Annotated in this window: 1 protein-coding gene and 1 pseudogene; both read left to right on the plus strand. The window is 68.2% G+C overall.

Going from position 1 to position 667, the window contains the following annotated elements; genetic code table 11:
* Nucleotides 1-276, plus strand: a pseudogene (locus OC373_RS18750) (thymidine phosphorylase); the annotation flags it as partial.
* A partial coding sequence (locus OC373_RS18755) for a ribose-phosphate pyrophosphokinase-like domain-containing protein (protein WP_261998282.1) occupies nucleotides 273-667 on the plus strand: 395 nt, incomplete at its 3' end. The pseudogene OC373_RS18750 and the gene OC373_RS18755, both read left to right, overlap by 4 nt.

Below are 667 nucleotides of genomic sequence, written 5' to 3' on the forward strand. Positions count from 1 at the left end.
CGCGAACCGCCACGGGCGGCGTTTACCGCCGACGTGCCGGCAGCCACATCGGGACGCATCTTTGAGATCGACAACCGCAAGCTGGCCAAGCTGGCCAAGCTGGCCGGCGCACCGACATCCCCCACCGCCGGCCTGGAAACCGGTCTGCGGGTCGGCGATACGGTCGAGCGCGGACAGCCCTTGCTGACCCTGCATGCGGAGTCGCGCGGAGAACTGGCCTATGCCCTGGAGCACGCCGTCACGTTGCAACCCTTTGTCCTGGGAGAGGCCCCATGACCCGTGTGCTGATGCCGTTCCCGGCCGATGCAGTATTAGGCGGCACCATCAACCAGCCCCTGCAGGCGCGCATTGCACCCGTGGCCTGGCGGCACTTTCCCGATGGCGAGTCGCTGGTCACCCTGGACGACGCGCTGGCCGGCGCCGATGTTGCGATCCTGGCCAGCCTGCGCAACGCCGATGCCTTGGCCCTCCCGTTGCGCTTCGCCGCCCGGACGGCGCGCGAATTCGGGGCGCGCTCGGTGGGCCTGATCGCACCTTATCTGGGATACATGCGCCAGGACACCCGGTTCCATCGCGGTGAAGCGGTCAGTACGCCGTTGTTCGCGCAGTTCCTGGAGGAGTCGTTCGACTGGCTGGTGACCGTGGACCCGCACCTGCACCGCGTCGA

It is taken from the genome of Stenotrophomonas sp. Ste96 (assembly GCF_024519495.1).
Classification (GTDB): domain Bacteria; phylum Pseudomonadota; class Gammaproteobacteria; order Xanthomonadales; family Xanthomonadaceae; genus Stenotrophomonas; species Stenotrophomonas bentonitica_A.